Origin of the sequence: Pseudomonas sp. WC1, from assembly GCF_050586565.1 — a bacterium.
GTDB lineage: Bacteria > Pseudomonadota > Gammaproteobacteria > Pseudomonadales > Pseudomonadaceae > Aquipseudomonas.
On sequence record NZ_JBOBDQ010000038.1, the window covers coordinates 13,649 to 37,613 of the forward strand.

General features: G+C 63.8%; 23 protein-coding genes and 1 tRNA gene. 10 read left to right on the forward strand and 14 right to left on the reverse strand.

Annotated elements, in window-relative coordinates; genetic code table 11:
- Position 1: 1 nt before the first annotated feature.
- Together ACQ4OD_RS17265 and ACQ4OD_RS17270 are read right to left on the reverse strand one after the other, a co-directional pair.
- Complete coding sequence (locus ACQ4OD_RS17265) at positions 2 to 442, reverse strand: NUDIX hydrolase (protein WP_102682652.1); 441 nt, start codon at positions 440 to 442, stop codon at positions 2 to 4.
- Between the two features lie 160 nt (positions 443 to 602).
- Positions 603 to 2,828 (reverse strand): NADP-dependent isocitrate dehydrogenase, encoded by a 2,226-nt coding sequence (locus tag ACQ4OD_RS17270; protein WP_046856175.1) that lies wholly within the window; start codon positions 2,826 to 2,828, stop codon positions 603 to 605.
- Between the two features lie 450 nt (positions 2,829 to 3,278).
- Here ACQ4OD_RS17270 and icd point away from each other — a divergent pair, with 450 nt between their 5' ends.
- Positions 3,279 to 4,535, forward strand: a complete 1,257-nt coding sequence (icd, locus tag ACQ4OD_RS17275) for an NADP-dependent isocitrate dehydrogenase (protein WP_102682649.1) — start codon at positions 3,279 to 3,281, stop codon at positions 4,533 to 4,535.
- Positions 4,536 to 4,612: 77 nt separating this feature from the next.
- Here icd and cspD read toward each other — a convergent pair whose 3' ends face one another.
- The gene (cspD, locus tag ACQ4OD_RS17280; protein ID WP_102682648.1) at positions 4,613 to 4,867 is read right to left on the reverse strand and encodes a cold shock domain-containing protein CspD; all 255 of its coding nucleotides are present in this window, start codon (positions 4,865 to 4,867) and stop codon (positions 4,613 to 4,615) included.
- Positions 4,868 to 5,098: 231 nt separating this feature from the next.
- Between cspD and clpS the strand changes: the two genes are divergently transcribed.
- Together clpS and clpA are read left to right on the forward strand one after the other, a co-directional pair.
- Positions 5,099 to 5,473: an ATP-dependent Clp protease adapter ClpS gene (clpS, locus tag ACQ4OD_RS17285; protein WP_023630410.1), complete on the forward strand. Its 375-nt coding sequence runs from the start codon at positions 5,099 to 5,101 to the stop codon at positions 5,471 to 5,473.
- Between the two features lie 30 nt (positions 5,474 to 5,503).
- Positions 5,504 to 7,774 (forward strand): ATP-dependent Clp protease ATP-binding subunit ClpA, encoded by a 2,271-nt coding sequence (gene clpA / locus ACQ4OD_RS17290; RefSeq protein ID WP_038705843.1) that lies wholly within the window; start codon positions 5,504 to 5,506, stop codon positions 7,772 to 7,774.
- A 144-nt stretch (positions 7,775 to 7,918) separates the two neighbouring features.
- On the opposite strand, the gene infA is transcribed toward clpA, so the two are convergent.
- The 3 genes from infA to aat form a co-directional block, all read right to left on the reverse strand.
- Positions 7,919 to 8,137, reverse strand: coding sequence for a translation initiation factor IF-1 (gene infA, locus ACQ4OD_RS17295; protein WP_002553999.1), 219 nt, complete (start codon positions 8,135 to 8,137; stop codon positions 7,919 to 7,921).
- Positions 8,138 to 8,240: 103 nt separating this feature from the next.
- The gene (locus ACQ4OD_RS17300) at positions 8,241 to 8,948 is read right to left on the reverse strand and encodes an arginyltransferase (RefSeq protein WP_102682647.1); all 708 of its coding nucleotides are present in this window, start codon (positions 8,946 to 8,948) and stop codon (positions 8,241 to 8,243) included.
- Positions 8,949 to 9,005: 57 nt separating this feature from the next.
- The gene (gene aat / locus ACQ4OD_RS17305) at positions 9,006 to 9,686 is read right to left on the reverse strand and encodes a leucyl/phenylalanyl-tRNA--protein transferase (RefSeq protein ID WP_110698418.1); all 681 of its coding nucleotides are present in this window, start codon (positions 9,684 to 9,686) and stop codon (positions 9,006 to 9,008) included.
- A 379-nt stretch (positions 9,687 to 10,065) separates the two neighbouring features.
- Between aat and ACQ4OD_RS17310 the strand changes: the two genes are divergently transcribed.
- The 6 genes from ACQ4OD_RS17310 to cysG all read left to right on the forward strand — a co-directional run bounded on the left by ACQ4OD_RS17310 (position 10,066) and on the right by cysG (position 17,641).
- Positions 10,066 to 12,543 carry a DNA translocase FtsK gene (locus ACQ4OD_RS17310; protein WP_139671871.1) on the forward strand — a complete coding sequence of 826 codons (2,478 nt, stop codon included), beginning with the start codon at positions 10,066 to 10,068 and terminating at the stop codon, positions 12,541 to 12,543.
- 62 nt (positions 12,544 to 12,605) lie between these two features.
- Positions 12,606 to 13,229, forward strand: a complete 624-nt coding sequence (gene lolA / locus ACQ4OD_RS17315) for an outer membrane lipoprotein chaperone LolA (protein ID WP_102682644.1) — start codon at positions 12,606 to 12,608, stop codon at positions 13,227 to 13,229.
- A 12-nt stretch (positions 13,230 to 13,241) separates the two neighbouring features.
- On the forward strand, positions 13,242 to 14,567 hold the full coding sequence (locus tag ACQ4OD_RS17320) for a replication-associated recombination protein A (RefSeq protein ID WP_430944647.1): 1,326 nt from the start codon (positions 13,242 to 13,244) through the stop codon (positions 14,565 to 14,567).
- On the forward strand, positions 14,564 to 14,938 hold the full coding sequence (gene crcB, locus ACQ4OD_RS17325; protein WP_102682642.1) for a fluoride efflux transporter CrcB: 375 nt from the start codon (positions 14,564 to 14,566) through the stop codon (positions 14,936 to 14,938). Before ACQ4OD_RS17320 ends, crcB begins: the two co-directional genes overlap by 4 nt.
- Before the next feature lie 30 nt (positions 14,939 to 14,968).
- Positions 14,969 to 16,249, forward strand: coding sequence for a serine--tRNA ligase (gene serS, locus ACQ4OD_RS17330; RefSeq protein ID WP_102682641.1), 1,281 nt, complete (start codon positions 14,969 to 14,971; stop codon positions 16,247 to 16,249).
- Positions 16,250 to 17,641 carry a siroheme synthase CysG gene (gene cysG, locus ACQ4OD_RS17335; RefSeq protein WP_430944648.1) on the forward strand — a complete coding sequence of 464 codons (1,392 nt, stop codon included), beginning with the start codon at positions 16,250 to 16,252 and terminating at the stop codon, positions 17,639 to 17,641.
- Between the two features lie 131 nt (positions 17,642 to 17,772).
- Here the strand turns inward: cysG and ACQ4OD_RS17340 are convergent, their stop codons facing one another.
- The 8 genes from ACQ4OD_RS17340 to ACQ4OD_RS17375 form a co-directional block, all read right to left on the reverse strand.
- Positions 17,773 to 18,732 (reverse strand): glutathione S-transferase family protein, encoded by a 960-nt coding sequence (locus tag ACQ4OD_RS17340; protein WP_139671863.1) that lies wholly within the window; start codon positions 18,730 to 18,732, stop codon positions 17,773 to 17,775.
- 97 nt (positions 18,733 to 18,829) lie between these two features.
- Positions 18,830 to 19,846, reverse strand: a complete 1,017-nt coding sequence (locus tag ACQ4OD_RS17345) for a glycosyl transferase family protein (protein WP_430944649.1) — start codon at positions 19,844 to 19,846, stop codon at positions 18,830 to 18,832.
- On the reverse strand, positions 19,843 to 20,178 hold the full coding sequence (locus ACQ4OD_RS17350; RefSeq protein ID WP_139671853.1) for a TusE/DsrC/DsvC family sulfur relay protein: 336 nt from the start codon (positions 20,176 to 20,178) through the stop codon (positions 19,843 to 19,845). Before ACQ4OD_RS17350 ends, ACQ4OD_RS17345 begins: the two co-directional genes overlap by 4 nt.
- Positions 20,175 to 20,471: a sulfurtransferase complex subunit TusB gene (gene tusB, locus ACQ4OD_RS17355; RefSeq protein WP_139671850.1), complete on the reverse strand. Its 297-nt coding sequence runs from the start codon at positions 20,469 to 20,471 to the stop codon at positions 20,175 to 20,177. Before tusB ends, ACQ4OD_RS17350 begins: the two co-directional genes overlap by 4 nt.
- Positions 20,471 to 20,830: a sulfurtransferase complex subunit TusC gene (tusC, locus tag ACQ4OD_RS17360; RefSeq protein WP_430944650.1), complete on the reverse strand. Its 360-nt coding sequence runs from the start codon at positions 20,828 to 20,830 to the stop codon at positions 20,471 to 20,473. Before tusC ends, tusB begins: the two co-directional genes overlap by 1 nt.
- Position 20,831: 1 nt before the next feature.
- Positions 20,832 to 21,224 (reverse strand): sulfurtransferase complex subunit TusD, encoded by a 393-nt coding sequence (gene tusD / locus ACQ4OD_RS17365; RefSeq protein WP_023632843.1) that lies wholly within the window; start codon positions 21,222 to 21,224, stop codon positions 20,832 to 20,834.
- A gap of 85 nt (positions 21,225 to 21,309) precedes the next feature.
- Entirely contained in the window at positions 21,310 to 22,689 is a 1,380-nt protein-coding gene (locus ACQ4OD_RS17370) for a nucleobase:cation symporter-2 family protein (protein ID WP_430944651.1), read from the reverse strand.
- Positions 22,690 to 22,901: 212 nt separating this feature from the next.
- Positions 22,902 to 23,573: a Bax inhibitor-1/YccA family protein gene (locus tag ACQ4OD_RS17375; protein ID WP_028692373.1), complete on the reverse strand. Its 672-nt coding sequence runs from the start codon at positions 23,571 to 23,573 to the stop codon at positions 22,902 to 22,904.
- Positions 23,574 to 23,719: 146 nt separating this feature from the next.
- On the opposite strand from ACQ4OD_RS17375, the gene ACQ4OD_RS17380 reads away from it, so the two are divergent.
- A tRNA-Ser gene (locus ACQ4OD_RS17380) sits at positions 23,720 to 23,807 on the forward strand.
- Positions 23,808 to 23,965: the final 158 nt, after the last annotated feature.

Below are 23,965 nucleotides of genomic sequence, written 5' to 3' on the forward strand. Positions count from 1 at the left end.
GTCAGTCGCGCAGCAGGTCAAGGCTGTGCAGCGGGCCTTTGAGGTAGTCGTCGAGGCAGCGCGGCACCAGCTCGCTGCGCCAGCGCGACGGCTCGGCCAGCAGTTCGTCGCGGGTCAGCCATGCGGCGCGGACGATGTCGCTGTCCAGTGCGCGGCCTTGGTGGTGGCGCACGGGGCGGGCGGCGAAGCAGATGCGCTGGTAGGTGACGCCGTTGCTGGGGGCGGTATATAGGTAGATGCCGACCACGCCGGTGAGCTCGACTTCCCAGGCGGTTTCCTCGAGGGTTTCGCGCAGGGCGGCCTGGGTGATGGTTTCATTGGCTTCGAGGTGGCCGGCGGGCTGGTTGAAGACATGCCGGCCGGCCTTGAACTCCTCGACGAAGAGGAACTTGCCCTCGTGTTCGACGACGGTGGCGACAGTGATGTGGGGTTGCCAAGACACGGTCGATTCTCTCCCTAAGTAGCAAGTTTCAAGCTGCAAACCACAAGTAGAAGCAGTACGCGGACCGCTTTGGCTTATGCCTTGCAGCTTGAAACTTGCGGCTGAAAAAGCACAAACCCCGGTGCGTGGCCGGGGTTTGTGCTGTTACTTCAAGCGAACCTTACAGTGCTGCAATGGCGCTGTTCAGGGTCTGGCTTGGGCGCATCACCTTGGCGGTCAGCTCGGCATCCGGGGCGTAGTAGCCACCGATGTCGGCCGGCTTGCCCTGGACAGCGTTGAGCTCGGCGACGATGGTCGCTTCGTTCTCGCTCAGGGTCTTGGCCAGCGGGGCGAAGCGCGCCTGCAGGGCGGCGTCATCGGACTGGGCGGCCAGTGCTTCTGCCCAGTACAGGGTCAGGTAGAAGTGGCTGCCACGGTTGTCGATACCGCCAACCTTGCGCGAAGGCGACTTGTTGGTGTCGAGGAACTTGCCGGTGGCCTGGTCCAGGGTGTTGGCCAGGACCTTGGCGCGCGGGTTGTCGTAGGTGTTGCCCAGGTGCTCCAGGGAAGCGGCCAGGGCCAGGAATTCACCCAGCGAGTCCCAACGCAGGAAGTTCTCTTCAACCAGCTGCTGCACGTGCTTCGGTGCCGAACCACCGGCGCCGGTCTCGAACAGGCCACCGCCGTTCATCAGCGGCACGATCGACAGCATCTTGGCGCTGGTGCCCAGCTCCATGATCGGGAACAGGTCGGTCAGGTAGTCGCGCAGCACGTTGCCGGTCACCGAGATGGTGTCCTTGCCTTCGCGGATGCGGGCCAGGGAGAACTTGATGGCGTCGACCGGGGCCAGGATGCGGATATCCAGGCCGGCGGTGTCGTGGTCCTTCAGGTACTGCTGCACCTTCTCGATCATCACGCCGTCGTGGGCGCGGGCCGGGTCCAGCCAGAACACCGCCGGGGTGTTGCTCAGGCGGGCACGGTTGACGGCCAGCTTGACCCAGTCCTGGATCGGCGCGTCCTTGGTCTGGCACATGCGGAAGATGTCACCGGCTTCGACGTTCTGCTCCAGGACGACCTTGCCCTTGCCGTCGACCACGCGCACGACGCCGTCGGCCTTGATCTGGAAGGTCTTGTCGTGGGAGCCGTACTCTTCGGCTTTCTGCGCCATCAGGCCAACGTTCGGCACGCTGCCCATGGTGGTCGGGTCGAAGGCGCCGTTGGCCTTGCAGTCTTCGATGGTAGCCTGGTAGATGCCGGCGTAGCAGCGGTCCGGGATCACGGCCTTGGCGTCCTGCAGCTCACCTGCGGTGTTCCACATCTTGCCCGAGTCGCGGATCATCGCCGGCATCGAGGCGTCGACGATGACGTCGCTCGGTACGTGCAGGTTGGTGATGCCCTTGTCCGAGTTGACCATGGCCAGGGCCGGGCGAACGGCGTACAGGGCCTGGATATCGGCTTCGATCTCGGCTTGCTTTTCAGCAGGCAGGTCCTTGATGCGGGCGTACAGGTCGCCGATGCCGTTGTTGGCGTTGAAGCCCACTTCGGCCAGCGCGGCGGCGTGCTTGGCGAGCACGTCGTTGTAGAACTCTTCGACGATCACGCCGAACATGATCGGGTCGGAAACCTTCATCATGGTGGCTTTCAGGTGCACCGACAGCAGCACGCCGGAGGCCTTGGCATCGGCGATCTGCTCGGCGATGAAGGCTTTGAGGGCCTTGCGGCTCATGGTCGCGCAGTCGATCACTTCGGCGGCTTTGACGGCGGTCTTTTCTTTCAGCACGGTGGTGCTGCCGTCCTTGCCGACCAGCTCGATGCGCAGGCTGTCGTCAGCCTCGATCAGCGCGGCCTTCTCGCTGCCGTAGAAGTCGCCCTGGGTCATGTGGGCAACGTGCGACTTGGAGTCGGCGGCCCAGGCGCCCATCTTGTGTGGGTGCTTGCGGGCGTAGTTCTTGACCGACAGCGGCGCGCGGCGGTCGGAGTTGCCTTCGCGCAGGACCGGGTTCACGGCGCTGCCCTTGATGCGGTCGTAGCGGGCGCGCGATTCTTTCTCTTCGGCGCTGGCCGGCTCGTCGGCGTAGTCGGGGATGTTGAAGCCCTTGGCTTGCAGCTCCTTGATCGCGGCCTTCAGCTGTGGAACCGAAGCGGAAATATTCGGCAGCTTGATGATGTTGGCTTCAGGGGTGGTGGCCAGCTGGCCCAGTTCCGCCAGGTGATCGCCTACCTGCTTCTCGGCGCCCAGTTGCTCCGGGAAGGCGGCGAGGATACGGCCGGCCAGGGAGATGTCGCGGGTTTCGACGGCGATGTCGGCGGAGGCAGTGAAGGCCTCGACGATCGGCAGCAGCGAGTAGGTGGCGAGGGCGGGGGCTTCGTCGGTGAAGGTGTAGATGATCTTGGAACGGGTGGGCATGCGGGTTAACTCTCTATGTGCTGAGCGTACTCGAGTCTCGAGGTGCGCAGGGTAGGCGCTTCGCCCTGGCGACGCCATGAGCGGAAAGTCGAGAGGCTGCGAGCGGTGATGGTGGATGCATCAGTCGAGCGTCAAGTGCTGGGCCGCGGTAACGACCCAGGCTTTGTGGCCATTCATGACCAAGGGCGAGCCGCATTTTCCTAGGGTTCGCCCCGATGACCCTATGGTCGCGCCGGAGTATATCAAACCCTTTGGGCTAATCAGCAAGGCGAAGTGGTATCAGCGCATTTATAAGACCAAAGACGTAGGGGCAATGTGGCGTGTTGCCGCAGGCATTTGCCAGCTGTTTGCCGGTGTTGGCGGGCTCCTGCCTTGCAGGTCGGCGGATGTGGTTTAGGCTCAGTGGATCGCACGATTTCCAATCACCCAGGAAAAGCGGAGTAGTGCAGCATGGGATACCAGAAAATCAAGGTTCCGACCGATGGTGCCAAGATCACCGTCAATGCAGACCATTCGCTCAATGTTCCCGACAACCCCATCATTCCCTACATCGAAGGCGACGGCATCGGCGTGGACGTCTCGCCGGTGATGATCAAGGTGGTGGATGCCGCTGTGGAGAAGGCCTATGGCGGCAAGCGCAAGATCGCCTGGATGGAGGTGTACGCTGGCGAGAAGGCCACCCAGGTCTATGACCAGGACACCTGGCTGCCCCAGGAAACCCTGGATGCGGTGAAAGACTATGTGGTGTCGATCAAGGGGCCGCTGACCACGCCGGTCGGTGGCGGCATCCGTTCGTTGAACGTGGCGTTGCGCCAGCAACTCGACCTGTATGTGTGCCTGCGTCCGGTGGTGTGGTTCCAGGGCGTGCCGAGCCCGGTGAAAAAGCCAGGCGACGTCGACATGGTGATCTTCCGCGAGAACTCCGAGGACATCTATGCCGGCATCGAGTGGAAGGCCGGCTCGCCCGAGGCGAACAAAGTGATCAAGTTTCTCAAGGAGGAGATGGGCGTCACCAAGATCCGCTTCGACCAGGACTGCGGCATCGGCGTCAAGCCGGTATCGAAGGAAGGCACCAAGCGCCTGGTGCGCAAGGCCCTGCAATATGTCGTGGATAACGACCGCAAGTCGCTGACCCTGGTGCACAAGGGCAACATCATGAAGTTCACCGAAGGTGCCTTCAAGGACTGGGGCTATGAGGTGGCCCGCGACGAGTTCGGCGCCGAACTGCTCGATGGCGGTCCGTGGATGAAGTTCAAGAACCCGCGCACCGGCCGCGAGGTGATCGTCAAGGATGCCATCGCCGACGCCATGCTCCAGCAGATCCTGCTGCGCCCGGCCGAGTACGATGTAATCGCCACGCTCAACCTCAATGGTGACTACCTGTCCGACGCCCTGGCGGCGGAAGTGGGCGGTATCGGCATCGCGCCGGGGGCCAACCTGTCGGACACCGTGGCCATGTTCGAGGCCACTCACGGTACCGCGCCGAAGTACGCAGGCAAGGATCAGGTCAACCCAGGGTCGGTGATCCTGTCGGCCGAGATGATGCTGCGGCACATGGGCTGGACCGAGGCGGCGGACCTGATCATCAAGGGCACCAATGGCGCCATTGCGGCCAAGACCGTGACCTACGACTTCGAGCGCCTGATGGATGGCGCGACCCTGGTCGGCAGCTCGGGCTTTGGCGAGGCGTTGATCAAGCACATGTAAGCGTGGCAAAAAAACCGGTCGCCTCTTTAATTAAAGGGGCGACCGGTTTTTTCGTTTGCCGGCAGACAGGCCAGAGGTCAGGCTTCGACGGTGCTGCCTGGGTTCGTGGCGCTGGCCTGGACGTTGCTGGTGGCGCTTCTGATGTCGGTCGCATGCAGCCCTTTGGGGCCCTGGATGATCTCGAAGTTCACGGTTTGGCCGGCTTTCAGCGTCTTGTAACCGTCCATCTGGATCGCTGAATAGTGGGCGAACAGATCATCGGTCTTACCGTCCTCGTTGATGAATCCGTAGCCCTTGGCATTGTTGAACCACTTGACTTTACCGCTTGCCATCCCTATGTCCCTCTGCAAAGGACTCCATCACTGGAGTATCATCCACTTCATCCGCATACGAACCTTGCGAGAAAATCTGGTTGACTGCGCGGATCTTTATCGACCACGGTGGGTTCTTATTGGTTGTAACACCGTTTTGCCGATAGTCAAGGTCAGCCGGCGCCCGCGCCGGGAGGGGCCTGCGCAGTCAACCCACAACCTTAACCTGTCGATCATGATGAAATTCTTTCCATGCATGTACTCAGTGAGATTCGACTAACATTCAATCAGGATCGCCCGCAGTCGCATGAGGACGGGCATGAGGACGATGGCGCGGGCCTTGCCGTCCAGGAGGCCAAGCCGATCCTGCAGGCGCCACCGATGTACAAGGTGGTTTTGTTCAACGATGACTACACGCCAATGGATTTCGTCGTCGAAGTGCTCGAGACGTTCTTCAATCTGAACCGCGAGCTGGCGACCAAGATCATGCTGACCGTCCATACCGAAGGGCGGGCAGTGTGCGGATTGTTTACCCGTGACATCGCCGAGACAAAGGCCATGCAGGTCAACCAATACGCCAGGGAAAGCCAGCATCCGCTACTCTGTGAAATCGAGAAGGACGGTTAATCGCCGACCACTTGGGTATGAGGTGAAGCTATGTTAAACCGCGAGCTCGAAGTCACCCTCAATCTGGCCTTCAAGGAGGCCCGTTCGAAACGTCATGAGTTCATGACCGTCGAACACCTGCTGCTGGCACTCCTTGACAATGAGGCTGCCGCGACCGTTCTGCGCGCCTGTGGCGCCAATCTCGACAAGCTCAAGCACGACCTGCAGGAGTTCATCGATTCCACCACCCCGCTGATCCCCGTGCATGACGAGGACCGCGAGACGCAACCGACGCTGGGTTTCCAGCGCGTGCTGCAGCGTGCCGTGTTCCACGTGCAGAGCTCCGGCAAGCGCGAAGTGACCGGCGCCAACGTGCTGGTGGCGATCTTCAGCGAACAGGAAAGCCAGGCGGTGTTCCTGCTCAAGCAGCAGAGCGTGGCGCGTATCGACGTCGTCAACTACATCGCCCATGGCATCAGCAAGGTGCCGGGCCATGGGCCGAACACCGACAGCGACCAGGACATGCAGGATGAGGAGGGCGGCGAGGCTTCCTCTTCCAGCAACCCGCTGGACGCTTACGCCAGCAACCTCAACGAACTGGCCCGTGCCGGTCGTATCGATCCGCTGGTTGGTCGTGAGCAGGAGGTCGAGCGCGTCGCGCAGATCCTTGCCCGTCGGCGCAAGAACAACCCGTTGCTGGTCGGCGAGGCCGGCGTGGGCAAGACTGCCATCGCCGAAGGCCTGGCCAAGCGCATCGTCGATGGTCAGGTGCCCGACCTGCTGGCCCAGAGCGTCGTCTATTCCCTGGACCTCGGCGCGCTGCTGGCCGGCACCAAGTACCGTGGCGACTTCGAGAAGCGCTTCAAGGCGCTGCTCGGCGAGCTGCGCAAACGCCCGCAGGCGATCCTGTTCATCGACGAGATTCACACCATCATCGGCGCCGGTGCGGCTTCGGGTGGCGTGATGGATGCGTCCAACCTGCTCAAGCCGCTGTTGTCGTCTGGTGAGATCCGCTGCATCGGCTCAACCACGTTCCAGGAGTTCCGCGGCATCTTCGAGAAGGATCGTGCGCTGGCGCGTCGCTTCCAGAAGGTCGATGTCACCGAGCCGTCGGTGGAAGACACCGTGGGCATCCTGCGTGGCCTGAAAGGGCGCTTTGAAAGCCACCACAACATCGAGTACAGCGACGAGGCCCTGCGCGCCGCCGCCGAACTGGCGTCGCGCTACATCAATGACCGGCACATGCCGGACAAGGCCATCGACGTGATCGACGAGGCCGGCGCCTACCAGCGCCTGCAGCCTGAAGCCAATCGCGTCAAGCGTATCGACGTGCCGCAGGTCGAGGACATCGTCGCCAAGATCGCGCGGATCCCGCCGAAGCACGTCACCAGCTCCGACAAGGAGCTGCTGCGCAACCTCGAACGCGATCTGAAACTGACCGTGTTCGGCCAGGATGCGGCGATCGACTCGCTGGCCACCGCCATCAAGCTGTCCCGTGCCGGGCTCAAGGCGCCGGACAAGCCGGTGGGCTCGTTCCTGTTCGCCGGCCCCACCGGCGTGGGCAAGACCGAGGCGGCTCGCCAGCTGGCCAAGGCCTTGGGTGTCGAGTTGGTGCGCTTCGACATGTCCGAGTACATGGAGCGGCACACCGTGTCGCGGTTGATCGGTGCGCCGCCCGGCTACGTTGGGTTCGACCAGGGTGGCCTGCTGACCGAGGCCATCACCAAGCAGCCGCACTGCGTGTTGCTGCTCGATGAAATCGAGAAGGCTCATCCGGAAGTCTTCAACCTGCTGCTGCAGGTGATGGACCACGGTACCCTGACCGACAACAACGGGCGCAAGGCGGATTTTCGCAACGTGATCCTGATCATGACCACCAACGCTGGTGCCGAAACCGCCGCGCGCGCCTCGATCGGCTTCACCCACCAGGACCACTCCTCCGACGCCATGGAGGTCATCCGCAAGAGCTTCACGCCGGAGTTCCGCAACCGCCTGGACACCATCATCCAGTTCGGCCGCCTGTCCCACGAGACGATCAAGAGCATCGTCGACAAGTTCCTTATCGAACTGCAGGCGCAGCTGGAAGACAAGCGTGTGCTGCTGGAGGTCACCGACGCCGCGCGCGGCTGGCTGGCGGCCTCGGGCTACGACGTGCAGATGGGTGCGCGGCCAATGGCGCGGCTGATCCAGGACAAGATCAAGCGGCCGTTGGCCGAAGAGATCCTGTTCGGTGAGCTGGCCGAGCATGGCGGTGTGGTGCACATCGACCTGCGCGATGATGAGCTGGTGTTCGATTACGAGACCACGGCTGAGGTTGCGTAAGGCTGGGGCCGCTTTGCGGCCCATCGCGGCTAAAGCCGCTCCTACAGGGATACGTGGTGCCTGTAGGAGCGGCTTTAGCCGCGATGCGTTTCACCAGGCACAAAAAAGCCCGGCACAATGGCCGGGCTTTTTCATGGCTTGAGCTTAGCGCGCACGGTAGGTGATGCGGCCCTTGCTCAGGTCGTACGGCGTCAGTTCGACGCGGACCTTGTCGCCAGTGAGAATACGGATGTAGTTCTTGCGCATCTTGCCAGAGATGTGCGCGGTAACGACGTGCCCGTTTTCCAACTCCACGCGGAACATGGTGTTGGGCAGGGTGTCGACGACAGTGCCTTCCATTTCGAAGCTGTCTTCTTTCGACATGCAGTAAAGCCCTCGGTATCCAGTGATGGCCCGACGCGCAACTGCACCGGGCAAAAAAGTGGCGTGGATTATGCCCGAAAATTGTGTTTCAAGCCAATGCCTTTCAGTTGAGGGTGACCCAGCGCTGGTTGATCAGCAATTCGATGGGGCGGTACTGGGTCTTGTAGTTCATCTTCTTGCAGTTCTTGATCCAGTAGCCGAGGTAAACGGCCTCGAGGTTCTGGCGCAAGGCTTCGGTGATCTGCCAGAGGATCGCGTAGCGGCCAAGGCTGCGGCGCTCTTCTTCGGGCTCGTAGAAGGTGTAGACCGCCGACAGGCCGTTGGGCAGCAGGTCGCACACCGCCACGGCCAGCAGCCGGCCTTCCAGGCGGAACTCGTAGAACCAGCAGAACGGCAGGTCGCGCACCAGGAAGGTGGAGAACTGATCGCGGCTCGGCGGGTACATGTCGCCGTCGGCGTGACGCTGTTCGATATAGCGCCGGTACAGGTCGAAGTACTCTTCCTTGTACGCCGGGCGGGCGGCGCTGACGGTCAAGTCGGCGTTGCGCTTGAGGATGCGCCGCTGCTGGCGGTTGGGAATGAACCGCGCGGCGGGGATGCGCGCCGGCACGCAGGCGTTGCACTGCTGGCAATGCGGGCGATAGAGGTGGTCACCGCTGCGACGAAAGCCCATTTCCGACAGGTCGGCGTAGACGTGCACATCCATCGGCTGGCTGGGGTCGAGAAACAGTGTGGTCGCCTGCTCATCCGGCAGGTAGCTGCAGGAGTGGGGTTGAGTGGCATAGAACTTCAACCGCGCCAGCTCTGTCATGATCAACCCCTTAGGTGAGACGTTGTATCTAAGTGTAAGCCAGCTCCGGGAACTCGCCTAGGCAACCCAGCTGGCCGCACTGGGCTGGTCCAGATGGCGCGCCAGGTAATCGGCGAAGCTGGCCCGGCTGATGGCGCGGGCACCCAGGCTGTGCAGATGGTCGGTCGGCATCTGGCAGTCGATCAGCACGAAGCCTGCCTGCTTCAGGTGCTCGACCAGTGTCACGAATCCCACCTTGGAGGCATTGTCGGCGCGGCTGAACATCGATTCGCCAAAGAACAGCTGGCCCATGGCCAGGCCATACAGGCCGCCGACCAGTTCACCCTCCCGGCGTACTTCGACCGAATGGGCGATGCCGCGGCGGTGCAGCTCGCAGTAGGCGGCGCGCATGGTGTCGGTGATCCAGGTGCCATCGGCGTAATCCCGGGGCGCGGCGCAGGCGGCAATCACCGCCGGGAAGTCGCTGTCGAAGCTCACCTGGTAGCGGCCTTGGCGGATCAGCTTGGCCAGCGAGCGTGAGACATGCAGTTCGTCCGGAAGCAGCACGGTACGCGGGTCGGGCGACCACCAGAGGATCGGCTGGCCGTCCTGATACCAGGGGAAGCAGCCGTGGCGGTAGGCTGCGACCAGGCGATCCGGGGTTAGGTCGCCGCCGGCGGCAAGCAGGCCGTTGGGGTCGTGCAGGGCCTTTTCCAGAGGCGGGAAGGTCAGTGAGTCGCGGGTCAGCCAGGTGAGCATGGTGTTCTTGGGCGGCGGGGGAGGGGAGAGCGCCCAGCATGGCGTGGCTAGTGGATGAGGTCAACGACCGTCATCCCGGGGCATGCCCAGCGACGGGGCTGCCCAGGCAAAATCGACTGCCGATAATTCACGCATTCGCACCGCCATCGGCACCATCTGGCACATTTGCTGTCACACCTGTGCAAAAACACAGCATAAGCCTTTGTCACAAAAGAAAATGCATGCTCAAATTGCATCCATATGAAAGTCGCCCCGTTCACGCGCCATACAGCGTGCCGCCATGGCGGCGGGTGGGCAGTAATGTTAAAAGTAGTGGTTCATTGGCCGGTGACCGGCCAATCACTACTGGACGCGCAGCACGCGCAGGAATAGACGCGTTTTGAAGAAATCCACCGCAACTCCAGCCCCCTTGCCAGTGCCCCTGTGGCGGCAGCAGCTGCACTACCGCCTGAAGGAAGGTGCGCTGATTGCCGTTGGCGCCCTGTGCCTGTACCTGTGGATGGCACTGGTCACCTACGACACCGCCGACCCGGGCTTCAGCCATACCAGCAACGCCGAGCAGGTACAGAACGCCGCTGGCCGTGCCGGGGCCTATTTCGCCGACATCCTGTTCATGGTGCTCGGCTACTTCGCCTACATCTTCCCGCTGCTGCTGGCAATCAAGACCTGGCAGATCTTCCGCGAGCGGCATCAGCCCTGGCAGTGGAGCGGCTGGCTGTTCTCCTGGCGTCTGATCGGCCTGGTGTTCCTGGTGCTGTCGGGCGCGGCGCTGGCGCATATCCACTTCCATCCCTCGGCGAACATCCCGTTCTCCGCTGGCGGCGCACTGGGCGAAAGCCTGGGCGATCTGGCGCGCAACCTGTTGAACGTGCAGGGCAGCACGCTGATGTTCATTGCCCTGTTCCTGTTCGGCCTGACGGTGTTCACCGACCTGTCCTGGTTCAAAGTGATGGACCTGACGGGCAAGATTACCCTTGACCTGTTCGAACTGGTGCAAGGCGCAGCCAGCCGCTGGTGGGAAGCACGCAACGAGCGCAAGCGCCTGGAAGCCCAGCTGCGTGAAGTCGACGACCCGGTCTTTGACCTGGGCGGCAAAGGCGACAGGCGCGAGCCGGCCAAGGCGCAGCTGCGCGAGCGCGCCGAGCCTGTGATGACGCGCGACGAGCCGCCGGCCCGCCCAGTGGTGCCGCGCGAAGTGGCCGTGGCCCGCGAATCGGTCGTGCCGCGCGAAACCGTGGTAGCTCGCACCCAGCCCGCCGCCCCGGTGATCATCCCGCCGACCGCGGACAAGGCGCCGGAACCGAGCAAGCGGGTCATGAAGGAAAAACAGGCGCCGCTGTTCATCGACAGCGCGGTGGAAGGTACCTTGCCGTCCATTTCCATCCTTGACCCGGCCGAGCAGAAGAAGATCGAGTACTCGCCTGAGTCCCTGGCCGGTGTCGGTCAGTTGCTGGAGATCAAGCTCAAGGAATTCGGCGTGGAAGTCGCGGTGGACTCGATCCATCCGGGGCCGGTGATCACCCGTTACGAAATCCAGCCGGCCGCCGGCGTGAAGGTCAGCCGCATCGCCAACCTGGCCAAGGACCTGGCGCGTTCGCTGGCGGTGACCAGCGTGCGCGTGGTCGAGGTGATCCCCGGCAAGACCACCGTGGGCATCGAGATCCCCAACGAGAACCGCCAGATGGTGCGCTTCTCCGAGGTGTTGTCGTCGCCGCAATTCGACGAGAACAAGTCGCCGGTTACCCTGGCCCTGGGCCATGACATCGGCGGCAAGCCGGTGATCACCGACCTGGCCAAGATGCCCCACCTGCTGGTGGCCGGTACCACCGGCTCCGGTAAGTCGGTGGGTGTGAACGCGATGATCCTGTCGATCCTGTTCAAGTCCGGCCCGGAAGACGCGCGGCTGATCATGATCGACCCGAAGATGCTCGAACTGTCGATCTACGAAGGCATCCCGCACCTGCTGTGCCCGGTGGTCACCGACATGAAGGATGCCGCCAACGCCCTGCGCTGGAGCGTCGCCGAGATGGAGCGGCGCTACAAGCTGATGGCGGCCATGGGCGTGCGCAACCTGGCGGGATTCAACCGCAAGATCAAGGATGCCCAGGAAGCCGGCGAAGTCATCCACGACCCGCTGTACCGTCGCGAGAGCATGGACGACGAGCCGCCGACGCTGAAGACCCTGCCGACCATCGTGGTGGTGGTCGACGAATTCGCCGACATGATGATGATCGTCGGCAAGAAGGTCGAGGAACTGATCGCGCGTATCGCCCAGAAGGCCCGTGCCGCCGGCATCCATCTGATCCTCGCCACCCAGCGCCCGTCGGTGGACGTAATCACCGGCCTGATCAAGGCCAACATCCCGACCCGCATGGCGTTCCAGGTGTCGAGCAAGATCGACTCGCGGACCATCATCGACCAGGGCGGCGCCGAACAGTTGCTCGGCCACGGTGACATGCTCTACATGCCGCCGGGCACCAGCCTGCCGATCCGCGTGCATGGCGCCTTCGTCTCCGACGACGAAGTGCACCGCACCGTCGAAGCGTGGAAGCTGCGTGGCGCGCCGGACTACAACGACGACATCCTCAATGGTGTCGAAGAGGCCGGCAGCGGCTTCGACGGCGGCGGTGGTGGCGGCGATGGCGAAGACTCGGAAAGCGATGCCCTGTACGACGAAGCGGTGCAGTTCGTGCTGGAAAGCCGCCGGGCATCGATCTCGGCGGTACAGCGCAAGCTCAAGATCGGCTACAACCGCGCCGCGCGCATGATCGAGGCGATGGAGATGGCCGGTGTGGTTACCCCCATGAACAGCAACGGCTCGCGGGAAGTGATTGCTCCGGGCGGCCCACGCGATTGATGAACAACCTGTCGGGCGCCATAGACGGCGCCCGGCCCCTTCACTGTGCAATGAGGATTTCCATGCGCGCGATTCGCATGCTGTTGGTTTCTGCCCTGGCCACGGCCAGCCTGTCGGCCCACGCCGGCGAACAGGACGTCCAGCGCCTGACGCAATTGCTGGAGAAGTCGCAGACCATCGAAGCCAATTTCTCCCAGTTGACCCTGGATGCTGGTGGCACCAGTCTGCAGGAGACCAGCGGCAAGATGACCGTCAAGCGTCCGGGCCTGTTCTACTGGCATACCGACGCGCCCCAGGAGCAAGTGGTGGTGTCCGACGGCAAGAACGTCACCCTGTGGGACCCGGACCTGGAGCAGGCCACCGTCAAGAAGCTCGATGTGCGCCTGAACCAGACGCCGGCGCTGCTGCTGTCCGGTGACGTCTCGAAGATCAGTCAGAGCTTCGACATCACCTCCAAGGAGCAGGGCGAGGTCATGGACTTCACCTTGAAACCCAAGACCAAGGACACCCTGTTCGACTCGCTGCGCGTGTCGTTCCGCCGGGGGTTGATCAATGATATGCAGCTGATCGACAGCGTCGGCCAGCGCACCAACATCCTGTTCAATGGCGTCAAGGCCAACCAGGCGGTGCCGGACAGCAAGTTCAAGTTCGACATCCCCAAAGGCGCGGACGTCATCAAGGAGTAAGCGGAGCCTGTGATGGACCTGTTTCGAAGCGAACCCGTCGCCCAGCCCCTGGCCGCCCGCCTGCGCCCGTCGAACCTGGACGAGTATGTCGGCCAGGAGCACCTGCTGGCGCGCGGCAAGCCGCTGCGCGAGGCGCTGGAGCAGGGTGCGCTGCACTCGATGATCTTCTGGGGCCCGCCCGGGGTGGGCAAGACCACCCTGGCGCGGCTGCTGGCGCAGTTTTGCGACGCCCACTTCGAAACGGTCTCGGCGGTGCTGGCTGGGGTCAAGGAGATCCGCCAAGCCGTCGAGGTGGCCAAGCAGCAGGCCGGCCAGTATGGTCGGCGCACCATCCTGTTCGTCGATGAAGTGCATCGTTTCAACAAGTCGCAACAGGACGCTTTCCTGCCCTACGTGGAGGACGGCACGCTGATCTTCATCGGCGCGACTACCGAAAACCCGTCCTTCGAACTGAACAACGCGCTGCTGTCGCGGGCGCGGGTCTATGTACTCAAGAGCCTGGATGAGGCCGCGCTGCGCAAACTGGTCGATCGCGCCCTGAGCGAGGAGCGCGGCCTGGGCAAGCGCAACCTGCGGGTGGGTGACGAAGCCTTCAAGATGCTCATGGCCGCCGCCGACGGCGATGGCCGGCGCATGCTCAACTTCCTCGAGAACGCCTCGGACCTGGCTGAAGATGGCGGCGAGATCGACGTCGAGCTGCTGCAGAGCCTGCTCGGTGACAGCCGCCGCCGCTTCGACAAGGGCGGCGAGGCGTTCTATGACCAGATATCGGCGCTGCATAAGTCGGTGCGTGGTTCCAACCCTGACGGTGCGCTGTACTGGTATGCACGTATGCTCGATGGTGGTTGCGACCCGTTGTACATCGCCCGGCGTGTGGTGCGCATGGCCAGCGAGGACATCGGCAACGCCGATCCCCGTGCCCTGAGCCTGTGCCTGGCAGCCTGGGACGTGCAGGAGCGCCTGGGCAGCCCCGAAGGCGAGCTGGCGGTGGCCCAGGCCATCACCTACATCGCCTGCGCGCCGAAGAGCAATGCCGTGTACATGGGCTTCAAGGCGGCAATGCGCGAGGCAGCCGAGCACGGTTCGCTGGAGGTGCCGCTGCACCTGCGCAACGCGCCAACCAAGCTGATGAAGCAACTGGGCTATGGTGAGGAGTACCGCTACGCTCATGACGAGCCGGACGCCTATGCCGCCGGTGAGGACTATTTTCCCGAGCAGCTCGAACCGCGCCAGTACTATCAGCCAGTGCCCCGCGGGCTGGAACTGAAAATCGGCGAGAAGCTCAAGCACCTGGCCGAACTCGATCGCGCCAGCCAGCGCCAGCGGAGAAAACCGTGATTGCACTGATTGCCGCAGTCAGCGCCGGCGGCATCGCCGGCACGCTGTTGCGCTTCGCCACCGCCAACTGGGTCGCGGCCCACTGGCCACGGCACTTCTATGCCGGTACGCTGGCGGTCAATCTGGTCGGCTGCCTGCTGATCGGCCTGTTGTACGGGCTGTTCCTGCACAAGCCGCTGGTGCCGGTCGAGCTGCGCGCCGGGCTGATCGTCGGCTTTCTCGGCGGCCTGACCACCTTTTCCTCCTTCTCGCTCGATACCGTGCGCCTGATGGAAAGCGGGCAGGTCCCGCTGGCCTTGGGCTATACCATTATCAGCGTGGTGGGCGGCCTGCTCGCGACCTGGGCCGGCCTGTCCCTGACCCGATTCTGAACCAACACCTACTTATAACGAGAGAACGATATGCTCGATTCCAAACTGTTACGCGGCCAACTTCAGGAAGTGGCTGACCGCCTGGCCTCCCGTGGCTTCAGCCTGGATGTCGCGCGCATCGAATCGCTGGAAGAGCGCCGCAAGGCGGTGCAGACCCGCACCGAGCAACTGCAGGCTGAGCGTAACGCCCGCTCCAAGTCCATCGGCCAGGCCAAGGCCAAGGGTGAGGACATCGCCCCGCTGATGGCCGACGTCGAGCGCATGGCCAACGAGCTGGCCGCCGGCAAGACCGAGCTGGACGGTATCCAGGCGGAACTGGACGGCATCCTGCTGACCATCCCCAACCTGCCCGACGCCAGCGTGCCGGTCGGCGCCAGCGAAGACGACAACGTCGAAGTGCGCCGCTGGGGCACGCCGAAGGCCTTCGATTTCGAGATCAAGGACCACGTCGCCCTGGGCGAGGTCAGCGGTGGCCTGGACTTCGAGGCCGCGGCCAAGCTGTCCGGCGCCCGCTTTGCCGTGCTGCGTGGCCCGGTGGCCCGCCTGCACCGCGCCCTGGCGCAGTTCATGATCAACCTGCACACCGGCGAGCACGGCTACGAGGAGCACTACACCCCGTACCTGGTGCAGGCCCCGGCCCTTCAGGGCACCGGCCAGCTGCCGAAGTTCGAGGAAGACCTGTTCAAGATCACCCGCGAAGGCGAGGCCGATTTCTACCTGATCCCGACCGCCGAAGTGTCGCTGACCAACCTGGTGGCGGGTGAAATCCTCGACGCCAAGCAGCTGCCGCTGAAGCTGGTCGCCCACACCCCGTGCTTCCGCAGCGAGGCCGGCGCCTCGGGTCGTGATACCCGCGGCATGATCCGCCAGCACCAGTTCGACAAGGTCGAGATGGTCCAGGTAGTCGAACCCGCGAAATCCATGGAAGCCCTGGAAGGCCTGACCGCCAACGCCGAGCGCGTGCTCCAGTTGCTGGAACTGCCGTACCGCGTACTGGCGCTGTGCACCGGCGACATGGGCTTCGGCGCGGTGAAGACCTACGACCTGGAAGTCTGGGTGCCAAGCCAGGACAAGTACCGCGAAATCAGCTCCTGCTCCAACTGCGGTGACTTCCAGGCACGTCGCATGCAAGCCCGCTGGCGCAACCCGGAAACCGGCAAGCCGGAGCTGGTGCACACCCTCAACGGGTCGGGCCTGGCCGTTGGCCGTACCTTGGTCGCCGTGCTGGAGAACTACCAGCAGGCTGACGGTTCGATCCGTGTGCCTGAAGTGCTCAAGCCGTACATGGGTGGCGTCGAGGTCATTCGCTGAATGGACTACCTGCCGCTGTTCCACAAGCTGCAGGGTGGCCGTGTGCTGGTCGTCGGCGGCGGCGAGATCGCCTTGCGCAAGGCGCGCTTGCTGGCCGACGCCGGCGCCGCGCTGCGGGTGGTGGCGCCTGAGGTCGACGGCCAGCTCGCCACGCTGACCCGTGAGGGCGGGGGCGAGGTCCTGGTGCGTGGCTACCAGGCCTCGGACCTGGACGGCTGCCGGCTGGTGATCGCGGCGACCGACGACTCGGCGCTCAACGCCCAGGTCTCGACCGAGGCCCAGGCGCGCAGCCTGCCGGTCAACGTGGTGGACGCTCCGGCCCTGTGCACGGTGATCTTCCCGGCCATCGTCGACCGTTCACCGTTGGTGGTGGCGGTCTCCAGCGGCGGCGACGCTCCGGTGCTGGCGCGGCTGATCCGCGCCAAGCTGGAAGCCTGGATTCCATCCGCCTATGGCGAACTTGCCGGCCTGGCCGCACGCTTCCGTGAGCGGGTCAAGGCCTTGTACCCGGATGTCAACCAGCGTCGCGGCTTCTGGGAAACCGTGTTCCAGGGCCCGATCGCCGAACGTCAGCTGGCCGGGCAGGGCGCCGAGGCCGAGCGCCTGTTGCAGGCGATGGTCGATGGCGCGCCGGTGCAGCAGGGCGGCGAGGTGTACCTGGTGGGCGCGGGGCCGGGCGATCCGGACCTGCTGACCTTCCGCGCCCTGCGCCTGATGCAGCAAGCCGATGTGGTGCTTTACGACCGTCTGGTGGCCCCGGCCATCATCGAGATGTGCCGGCGTGACGCCGAACGCATCTATGTCGGCAAGCGCCGCGCCGATCATGCCGTGCCGCAGGATAAGATCAACCGCCTGCTGGTCGACCTGGCTCGCCAGGGCAAGCGCGTGCTACGGCTCAAAGGTGGCGATCCGTTCATCTTTGGCCGGGGAGGCGAGGAGATCGAAGAGCTGGCCGACGAGGGTATTCCGTTCCAGGTGGTACCGGGCATCACGGCAGCCAGTGGTTGTTCGGCCTATGGCGGGATTCCGCTGACCCACCGGGACTATGCCCAGTCGGTGCGCTTCGTTACTGGCCACCTGAAGGATGGCACCAGCAACCTGCCCTGGAATGACCTGGTGGCTCCGGCCCAGACCTTGGTGTTCTATATGGGCCTGGTCGGCTTGCCGACCATCTGCGCCGAGTTGATCCGCCATGGCCGTGCGGCGAGTACGCCGGCCGCGCTGGTGCAGCAGGGGACCACTCGCAACCAGCGGGTGTTCACCGGCACCCTGGCCGACCTGCCGGCGCTGGTGGCACGCCACGAAGTGCATGCGCCGACCCTGGTGATCGTCGGGGAAGTGGTGCAGTTGCGCGAGAAACTGGCGTGGTTCGAAGGCTCGCAAGACGTCTGAAATGACTGGGGCCGCCTTGCGGCCCATCGCCACGATAAGCCGGCTCGCATAGGATCATACAAACCCCTGTGGGAGCCGGCTTGTCGTGGCGACGAACCGCGGCGATGGGCTGCAAAGCAGCCCCAGCTTTATCAAGCCTTCCAGATCCCTTTGCCCATTAACCGCTCCCGATCATGCGGCAAGCCGAAATCCTGCAGCGGCCCCTTGGGGACGATCCCGTTCGGGTTGATGGTCTTGTGGCTCATGTAATAGTGCTTCTGGATGTGCTCCATGTTCACTGTGTCCGCCACGCCCGGCCATTGATACAGCTCACGCAGCCAGTTGGACAGGTTCGGGTAGTCGCTCAAGCGGCGCAGGTTGCACTTGAAGTGACCGTGGTACACCGCGTCGAAACGCACCAGCGTGGTGAACAGACGCACATCGGCTTCGGTCAGGTACTCACCGGCCAGGTAACGCTGGCGGCCCAGTAGCGCCTCTAAGCGGTCCAGTTCGTTGAAGACATCGTCGAAGGCGGCCTCGTAAGCCTCTTGCGCGGTGGCAAAGCCTGCGCGGTACACGCCGTTGTTCACGGCCGGGTAGATACGTTCGTTGAGCGCATCGATGGTCGCGCGCAGCGGCTCGGGGTACAGGTCCAGGGTGTTGTCGGTCAGTTCGTTGAACGCGCTGTTGAAGATGCGGATGATCTCGGCCGACTCATTGTTGACGATGCGCTTCTCCTGCTTGTCCCACAGCACCGGCACGGTCACGCGCCCGGTGTAATGCGGGTCGTCCTGGGTGTAGCGCTGGTGCAGGTATTGCAATGCGTCCAGATGATCACCGCTGGAGCCCTGCTGCTGGTCGAAGGTCCAGCCGTGCTCGCCCATCAGCCAACTGACCACAGAGACACCGATCAGCGGTTCCAGGCCCTTGATGGCGCGGAAAATCAGGGTGCGATGCGCCCAGGGGCAGGCCAGCGACACATACAGATGATAGCGGCCGGCCTCGGCGGCGGGCAGTTGATTGCGGCGCTGGGCGTTCTCGCGCTTGAACGCGCCATCCTGGCTGGTCTGGTACCACTGGTCATGCCAATGGCCGTCGATCAAAAGGCCCATTGCAAAGCTCCTCGGAACAAAGTCGTTTGTCGTTGGAGCTCAGTCTAGTGAAAAGCGTTCGAATAAATAGCGCAAAGACCGCGTCGTATCTATCGGCTTAATCGATGCTTCTACGGTTGCCCCAGTAGTCGCGAGCGCAGCTGAACGCCTGCTCGCGGCCCTGGCCCAGCCCGCGCAGGGCGAGGGCCATAGTGGCGACCACGGCCAGCTCGCCATAGCTGTCCTGTGCCTCGCCACGCCATACCGCCAGCAGGTGCTCGGGCTGCAGGCTGGCTGGCTTCACATGGCGCTGAGGGCTGAGGGCCGGCCACTCCTCGTCCCAGGCCTCGCCGGACGAAGTGCCATACAGGTGGCTGATGACATCCGGGTTGACCTCGATCTCGCCACCGTCGCCCTTGATCACCACGGCGTGGTCGCCGAGCAGGCGGCTGGCCTCGCGGTGCACCGCCTGGTAGCCAGGGTGGAAGATGCTCTGTAGGCCGCAGCGGGCGCCGAGAGGGTTGAGCACCCGGGCGAGGGAGTGGATGGGCGAGCGCAGGCCCAGGGTGTTGCGCAGGTCGATCATGCGTTGAAGCTGCGGCGCCCAGTCCTGCAGCGGGAAGAAGGCCAGCCGATGGCTGGACAGGGCTTGCTCCACGGCCGTCCAGTTGCGACACAGCGGAATGCCCAGCAGGTCGAGCAGTTGCTCGGTGTACAGCCTGCCCGCCGTATGGGCACCGCCGCCGTGCATCAAGATACGCACGCCGTTGCCCGCCAGGCACTTGGCCGCCAGCAGGTACCACGGCAGGTGGCGCTTCTTGCCGGCGTAGCTGGGCCAGTCGAGGTCGACGGCGATGCGGGGGGCGTGCAGGTGGGTGCGCAGGGCCTCGGTGAAGCCGGCCAGCTCCTCGGCGCTTTCTTCCTTGTGCCGCAGCAGCATCAGGAAGGCGCCCAGCTGGGTGTCCTCGACCTTGCCCTCGAGCAGCAGGGTCATCGCGGCGCGGGCTTCCTCGCGGGTCAGGCCGCGGGCGCCACGCTTGCCCTTGCCGAGGATGCGCACGAACTCGGCGAAAGGGTGTTCGGCCGGGGTTTGCAGGGTTAGTGGGCGTGCTTCGTTCAGCAGGGACTCGGTCATATGCAATTAGTCGGCTTGGGCAGGCCCGCCAGTTTGGCGGCGAGTTTGGCGGGGGTGCCGTTGAACAGGCGATTGAGGTGCGGGCTGTTGCCTTTCTCGGCGCCGAGCTTGAGCGCGGTGTACTTGATCAGCGGGCGCGTGGCCGGCGACAGCTGGTACTCCTGGTAGAACTGGCGCAGCAGCTCGAGGATTTCCCAGTGGTCTGCGGTCAGGGCGATGCTTTCGCGCGTGGCTAGGGCTTCGGCGACTTCGGGGGACCAGTCCTGCAGCTCGACCAGAAAGCCGTCCTTGTCCAGGGCGATGCTGCGCTCGCCGACAGTCAGGGTGCTCATAGCCAGCTGTTGACCTTGTCGTGGTGCAGGGTGAGCTCGACAAAGGCTGGGTAGTCCACTGCCTTGGCCAATTGGCTGTCGAGGGCGCGGGCCCGCAGGTCTTCGGCGAGGGCGAACAGGCGCTCGCCGAGATTGGCGGCCTGCAGGGCAGCGAAGGGCTCGGTGCCGGCCTTGAGCGCGTAGGTGGCGTCACCGCACAGCAGCAGCGCGTCCTGCGGGCCAAGTAGACGCAGGCAACTGGCCAGGCGCTCGTCACCGAAGGGCGAATGGGCGATTACGTGCAGGGTCGTCATCAGAGCGTCACCACCTGGTCGAAACGGGCAATCAGTGCGGTCAGTGCGGCGTTGTCGAGCACTTCCACCGGCAGTGACAGGGCATCGTTGTCCAGCCCTCGGCGGGCGAGGCTGTGGCCACAGGCGAACAATTCCTCCACACCGAACATCGGCAGGGCCTGGAGGTTGGCGGCCAGGTTCTTCTGTTGCACGGCGTCTGGCTGCTGTGCGGCGGCGAGCTGGAACACGCCGTCATCGAGGAACAGCACGCCCAGCGGCAAATCGAAGGCGCCGCCGGCCAGGGCGATATCCAGGGCTTCGCGAGCGGACGGGCCGCTCCATGGCGCCTGGCGGCTGATGATCAGCAAGGACTTGGCCATTTCAATCACCTCCGAAGCAGACCAGGCGGTCGGCCAGTTGCGCGGCTTCGTGCAGCTGGCCCAGGCCGGACAGCTCCCACGGCATCGGCAGGTTCACCGCCGGGCGCTGGTAACGGTTGGCCTCGGTGTCGTCGAGCACACCCCGGCGCAGGGCGGCGGCAATGCACACCACGGCGTCGAGCCGGTGATCGCTGACGAAAGCGCGCCACTGCGCGGCCACGTCCAGCTCATCCTGGGGCGCGACGATATTGGCCGAGGCACTGTGCACCCCGTCTTGGTAGAAGAACAGCCGGGCAATTTCATGCCCGCCGGCCAGCACCGCCTCGGCAAAGCGCAAGGCGCGGCGGGAGGAGGGCGCATGGGCCGGGGAAAAGACCGCAATGGCGAATTTCATGTAAGGCTCGAGCAAATGAATGCGGCCATGATAAAGCAAAAAGCCCGTGCGGGTGGGCACGGGCTTCTGCTCTGGCTGGCGGGGCTCAGGCCTGGTCTTTGCTTTCCGGCAGGAACCAGTTGAGCACCAGGGCACAGATGCCGCCGGTGGCGACACCCGACTCCAGTACGTTGCGCAGCGCCGACGGCATGTGCGCGAGGAACTCCGGCACTTGGGCCACGCCCAGGCCCAGCGACAGCGACACGGCGATGATCAGCAGGGCGCGGCGGTCGAGGCGGGTGCTGGCGAGGATATTGATACCCGAGGCCGCGACGGCGCCGAACATCACCATGGCCGCGCCGCCGAGCACTGGCTCCGGCACTGCCTGGATCACCCCGGCAACCGACGGGAACAGGCCCAGCAGGACCAGCATGGCGGCGATCCAGATACCGATATGGCGGCTGGCAATGCCGGTCAGCTGAATCACGCCGTTGTTCTGGGCGAAAATCGAGCTGGGGAAGGTGTTGAACAGGCCCGCCAGCAGCGAGTTGGCACCGTTGACCAGCACCCCGCCCTTGATCCGCTGCATCCACACCGGGCCTTCGACCGGCTGGCGTGAAACCTTGCTGGTCGCAGTCACGTCACCGATGGCCTCCAGCGAGGTGACTAGGTAGATCACCAGCATCGGGATGAACAGCGACCAGGAGAAGCCCAGGCCGAAGTGCAACGGCGTCGGCACCTGGAACAGTGCGGCCTGGTGCATGCCAGTGAAGTCCAGGCGGCCCAGGTAGCCGGCCAGGGCGTAGCCCACAGCCAGGGCGATGACGATGGCGCAGCTGCGCATCCATACCACCGGGACACGGTTGAGGATGACGATGATCGCCAGCACCACGCCCGACAGCAGCAGGTTCTCGCCATCGGCGAAGGTGCCGTTGGCCATGGCGCCGAAGCCGCCGCCCATGCTGATCAGGCCGACCTTGATCAAGGTCAGGCCGATCATCAGCACGACGATGCCGGTCACCAGAGGGGTAATCAGGCGCTTGACGAAGGGCAGGATGCGCGACACGCCCATTTCCACGAACGAACCGGCGATGACCACGCCGAAGATCGCCGCCATCACGCCCTCGACTGGCGTGCCCTGCTTGACCATCAGCGCGCCGCCGGCGATCAGCGGGCCGACGAAGTTGAAGCTGGTGCCTTGCACGATCAACAGCCCGGCGCCGAACGGCCCAAAGCGCTTGCACTGGACAAAGGTGGCGATGCCCGAGATCACCAGCGACATCGACACGATCAGGTTGGTATCACGCGCCGACACGCCCAGCGCCTGGCAGATTAGCAGGCCTGGCGTGACGATCGGCACGATGATTGCCAACAAATGCTGCAGTGCTGCCAGCAGGCCGATCAGCAAGCGAGGCTTGTCCTCGAGGCCTAGGACCAGTTCATTGGCAGGCGCCGCCGAGCCTGGGCCGTGTTCGTGTGAACTCATGGGAAAATGCCGCCCCGGAAGAAAAAAGGAGCGCATTCTACGGGCAGAACGGCCATTGCGGTAGAGGCAAGCACGATGGGTGCACAATCGCGGAGGAAGGTGCTAATAAGCTGACTTTTAAGTCAATGTTTGTGAGGTTCCTGGCGCTGTTCAACGGGCATGAAAAAGCCCGCCGAAGCGGGCTTTTCCTGAAGCGCTGGCAACCGATTCGATCAGTCGTCGCGGCCCATGATGCCGAACAGCTGCAGCAGGCTGACGAACAGGTTGTAGATCGACACGTACAGGCTGATGGTAGCCATGATGTAGTTGCGCTCGCCGCCATGGATGATGGCGCTGGTCTGGAACAGGATGCAGACCGACGAGAACAGCACGAAGCCAGCGCTGATCGCCAGTTGCAGGCCGCTGATCTGGAAGAAGAAGCTGGCCACCACGGCACCCAGCAGGACGAAGAAGCCGGCGGTGATGAAGCCGCTGAGGAAGCTCATGTCCTTGCGGGTGATCAGCACGTAGGCCGACAGGCCGCCGAACACCAGGGCGGTCATGGCGAAGGCCGAGCTGACCACTTCGGCGCCACCGGCCATGCCCAGGTAGCGGTTGAGGATCGGGCCGAGGATGAAGCCCATGAAGCCGGTGAGGGCGAAGGTAGAAACCAGGCCCCAGGCCGAGTCACGCAGCTTGTTGGTGAGGAAGAACAAACCGTAGAAGCCGATCAGCACCACGAAGATGTTCGGGTAGCCGACACGCATCTGCTGGGCGACGAAGGCCATGATGCCGCTGAAGGCGAGGGTGAGGGCCAGCAGGCTGTACGTGTTGCGCAGGACCTTGCTGACCTCCTGCTGCTCGACCTGCTGGCCGTGTTGGACGGCGTAATCCTGTTCGCGCATGGCGCACTCCTTTGGGGTGAGACCGCGGTCCGGGACCTGCGGTAATGGAACGTATGGTGCAGAGCATATCAGAGCTGTCGCAAGCCGCGACACAGAGAGTTTGACAGCTTGTTACATTAAGGTATTATTGCCGCCGCAAAACAGCTGGAAGCGTGGCCGAGTGGTTTAAGGCAACGGTCTTGAAAACCGTCGATGGGCAACTATCCTAGAGTTCGAATCTCTACGCTTCCGCCATATCCAAAGCCCTGATTTTTCAGGGCTTTTTGCGTTTTTGGGCGCAGAAAAACCACCTATGGGAACACCCTTGGGAATGGTTTGATTTGTCAGCGCTGGCAATACTCTCGATTTTGCATCTGACCATAGCCCTTCTCCGTACTTTCGCGTGTCCGCGC

Coding starts and splice junctions, on each gene's coding strand:
- ACQ4OD_RS17270 (WP_046856175.1), bottom strand. CDS start 2,828: ATGCCCACCCGTTCCAAGATCATCTACACCTTCACCGACGAAGCCCCC.
- tusC (WP_430944650.1), bottom strand. CDS start 20,830: ATGGCCAAGTCCTTGCTGATCATCAGCCGCCAGGCGCCATGGAGCGGC.
- clpS (WP_023630410.1), top strand. CDS start 5,099: ATGCATGTACTCAGTGAGATTCGACTAACATTCAATCAGGATCGCCCG.
- tusD (WP_023632843.1), bottom strand. CDS start 21,224: ATGAAATTCGCCATTGCGGTCTTTTCCCCGGCCCATGCGCCCTCCTCC.
- clpA (WP_038705843.1), top strand. CDS start 5,504: ATGTTAAACCGCGAGCTCGAAGTCACCCTCAATCTGGCCTTCAAGGAG.
- infA (WP_002553999.1), bottom strand. CDS start 8,137: ATGTCGAAAGAAGACAGCTTCGAAATGGAAGGCACTGTCGTCGACACC.
- ACQ4OD_RS17345 (WP_430944649.1), bottom strand. CDS start 19,846: ATGACCGAGTCCCTGCTGAACGAAGCACGCCCACTAACCCTGCAAACC.
- ACQ4OD_RS17320 (WP_430944647.1), top strand. CDS start 13,242: ATGGACCTGTTTCGAAGCGAACCCGTCGCCCAGCCCCTGGCCGCCCGC.
- cysG (WP_430944648.1), top strand. CDS start 16,250: ATGGACTACCTGCCGCTGTTCCACAAGCTGCAGGGTGGCCGTGTGCTG.
- ACQ4OD_RS17300 (WP_102682647.1), bottom strand. CDS start 8,948: ATGACAGAGCTGGCGCGGTTGAAGTTCTATGCCACTCAACCCCACTCC.
- icd (WP_102682649.1), top strand. CDS start 3,279: ATGGGATACCAGAAAATCAAGGTTCCGACCGATGGTGCCAAGATCACC.
- ACQ4OD_RS17375 (WP_028692373.1), bottom strand. CDS start 23,573: ATGCGCGAACAGGATTACGCCGTCCAACACGGCCAGCAGGTCGAGCAG.
- ACQ4OD_RS17340 (WP_139671863.1), bottom strand. CDS start 18,732: ATGGGCCTTTTGATCGACGGCCATTGGCATGACCAGTGGTACCAGACC.
- lolA (WP_102682644.1), top strand. CDS start 12,606: ATGCGCGCGATTCGCATGCTGTTGGTTTCTGCCCTGGCCACGGCCAGC.
- cspD (WP_102682648.1), bottom strand. CDS start 4,867: ATGGCAAGCGGTAAAGTCAAGTGGTTCAACAATGCCAAGGGCTACGGA.
- tusB (WP_139671850.1), bottom strand. CDS start 20,471: ATGACGACCCTGCACGTAATCGCCCATTCGCCCTTCGGTGACGAGCGC.
- ACQ4OD_RS17370 (WP_430944651.1), bottom strand. CDS start 22,689: ATGAGTTCACACGAACACGGCCCAGGCTCGGCGGCGCCTGCCAATGAA.
- aat (WP_110698418.1), bottom strand. CDS start 9,686: ATGCTCACCTGGCTGACCCGCGACTCACTGACCTTCCCGCCTCTGGAA.
- ACQ4OD_RS17350 (WP_139671853.1), bottom strand. CDS start 20,178: ATGAGCACCCTGACTGTCGGCGAGCGCAGCATCGCCCTGGACAAGGAC.
- serS (WP_102682641.1), top strand. CDS start 14,969: ATGCTCGATTCCAAACTGTTACGCGGCCAACTTCAGGAAGTGGCTGAC.